This is a genomic window from Rhodococcus sp. P4_B6, from assembly GCF_056402215.1.
Map to the genome: position 1 here is coordinate 1 of NZ_JBFUHV010000387.1, position 2,478 is coordinate 2,478.

A 2,478-nucleotide genomic window follows, 5' to 3' on the forward strand; every position below is an offset into this window, starting at 1 on the left:
TCGCTGCTCCGTGCGACCGCATTCCGCGATCACCTCATCGACCAAGGACGCGGGAAACACCCTGGTCAGCAACCCCACCGACACCACATCCGACAACCGCCGATCCGAGACCGGCTTCACCCATCCACTCCGAGGCACACCTCATCGTATCGCAAACATCACTAACTGAACGGTATTGGCTTTAGCCCGGATGCACCGATTCGCTGGCCTGATCGCTGCGAGTTTCGTTGGGTGGCATGGGACGGTGTGTGGGCATGGTTGAGCATCCGACCTCTCGTGTCGGGTTGTTCCACTGGGGCTTTCGCGTTGAGGGTGGGCAGGTGTCCTGGGCGTTAGGCGACGATCGGGTGTGCGCGACCGAAGGTGTTGTCGAACAAGTTGTGCCACGCTGTTTCCCACGGCCAGTTCTGCGGGAGGTGCAGCGTCAACCGTCTCGCCGAGGAGGCGACGCGGGCGGGGACCGAGACAATGGTGCGGCGGAGGGTGCCGGTCGTCGCTTTCGTCAGTTTGGGATCGCTGGTGAGGGTACCGGCGGCGCGGGTGAGGTTGAACGCCATCACCGCGCAGACGAGCCACGCGGCGTTCGCCGGAAACGAGTTCGACGGTAGATGGGCGAGTGCGGAGTTCTTCAGGTCCGCGTGCACCTGCTCGATGATGGCGTGCTGGCGGTGAGTCTTGTCGGCGGCGACGGTATCGAGGTCGTCGGGGTCGGTGGTGGTGAAGAACGCGTGGAACCGCCAGATGTCGAACAACGTGCCCTGACCTTGGTCTTTCTTCGGTCGCAGGTCGGGGATACGCCGCACGACCAACCGTCCCGCAACGTGGTGGGCCTTCTTCTGGGAGGCGAACGCCGTGAACGGGATCTCGGCGACCTCCGCCCGCGAGATCCAGGTGTCGGTGCCCTCGTCGTAGAGGGCGTCGGTGTACTGGATCGGCGTCCACGAGGACTCGTCGTCGCCGATGGAGGCGATCGCACGTTTGATGGTGGAGGTCAGGCGCACGGTCACCGAGACATCGGCGCCGGCGCGGAGCGCGGCCCCGATGGTGGGATAGCCGTAGAAAGCGGAGTCGCCGCGGACCAGGGGCTTCGACGCGCCGTGGCCGTCCGCCCCGCCGGCCTGGGAACGCAGCCGGTCGACGGTGGCCAGCGCATCGGAGACCATCCGGGCGGCCCCGCGTGCGGAGCCGCACGCTCCTCGGCGCAGGCGTTGGCCGACGATCACCGGCGCAGCGGTCTCGGTGGTGACGGTGGCGATGAGGGCGTTGAGTCCGCGCACGCCGGAGTAGCCGTAGCCGGAGCCTTGTTTGCCGTGGCCGTGGACCTCGATGATCGAATCGTCGATATCGACCAGGACTCGCCCGGTGTCGATGCCGGGGACCAGTGGGGTCTTCTCGGCGAGGTTGCCCAGGAACCGCGAGGCGACGGCGTCGAGTTGCCGGACGTGCCCGAAGCTGAACTGGCGAAGAAACGATCCCAGGGTCGACGGTGCATAGGGGCGGTCGAAGACGGTCCCCATCGCCCCGTGCCGCAACAGTGCCAGGTCGGCGATGCTGTCGGCGCCGGCGACCATCCCACCGATCAGGGACCCGACCTTGTAGCCGGCGTGGGCACCTTTGTCGGTCGGCACGCTCAGGTGCTGATCGGCCAGGGTGAGCAGGCCGCTGGCCTGCGCCAACGCCATCACCGGGACCAGCCCCGCGGTCGACATCAGATTCGGGTCGTCGAACCTCGCCGCGGCGACGGGCCGGGTGTGAGATAGTTGCATCTGCGAGATGCCCTCCGGTGTGGTGTGAACTGATCCCTAGACAAGATCGATTCTTCCACTACGGCAGGGCATTTCGTCGTTACGACCCGCTCGCCACCCCAACCGAATCGGTGTATCCGGGTTTAGGCACGGTTGATTGGGCGGCCCGGTAGTTGGTGTGTCCGAGTGCGGCAATGTTGGCGGCGGCGTTATGGTCGGCGTGGCCGGTCCATCCGCAGCCGCGGCACCGGAACAGCGCTTGACTGTGCCTGTTCGCGGTGTCGCAGTGCCCGCAGAGGTGGCACGTCTTACGGGTATTGCGAGGGTTGATCACCTGCACCGGCACTCCTGCGGCGTGCGCCTTATAGGTGATCTGGTCGCGCAGTTGCGCGTATGCCCAGGAGTGCAATTGTTGCCGTTGTCTGCGTGCGAGCCGTACCCGGTCCCGGATTCCCGACAGGTCTTCTACCGCGATTCCTTGACCGGTGCGTTGCGCCTGGGCAACAATCGTTTTCGAGAGTTGATGATTGATGTCGGTGGCGTACCGAGTCTCCTTCCTCCGCCGWTTCTTCAGTTTCCGYTTCGCGGACCTGGTCCCCACCTTCTGCAGCGCGGACCGGATGGTTCCGTTCTTTTTCCGGCGGGCGGTGACCGCACCACCGGACCACCGGACGTCGAGTTCGGCCGGGTCGTCTGCGGTGGTCACAGCCAGGTTCACGATCCCCAAGTCCAC

2 protein-coding genes and 1 pseudogene are annotated in these 2,478 nt (G+C 65.6%); all 3 read right to left on the reverse strand.

The window, feature by feature from the left end:
• Positions 1 to 138, reverse strand: a pseudogene (locus AC1DWT_RS50780) (IS4 family transposase); the annotation flags it as partial.
• A 194-nt stretch (positions 139 to 332) separates the two neighbouring features.
• The gene (locus tag AC1DWT_RS50785; protein WP_387492507.1) at positions 333 to 1,766 is read right to left on the reverse strand and encodes an IS1380 family transposase; all 1,434 of its coding nucleotides are present in this window, start codon (positions 1,764 to 1,766) and stop codon (positions 333 to 335) included.
• 79 nt (positions 1,767 to 1,845) lie between these two features.
• Positions 1,846 to 2,478, reverse strand: a 633-nt coding sequence (locus AC1DWT_RS50790) for an RNA-guided endonuclease InsQ/TnpB family protein (protein WP_477926217.1), incomplete at its 5' end; no start/stop codon positions are given.

Excerpts from the sequence above, each read along its gene's own strand:
- AC1DWT_RS50785 (WP_387492507.1), bottom strand. The coding sequence starts at position 1,766 with ATGCAACTATCTCACACCCGGCCCGTCGCCGCGGCGAGGTTCGACGAC.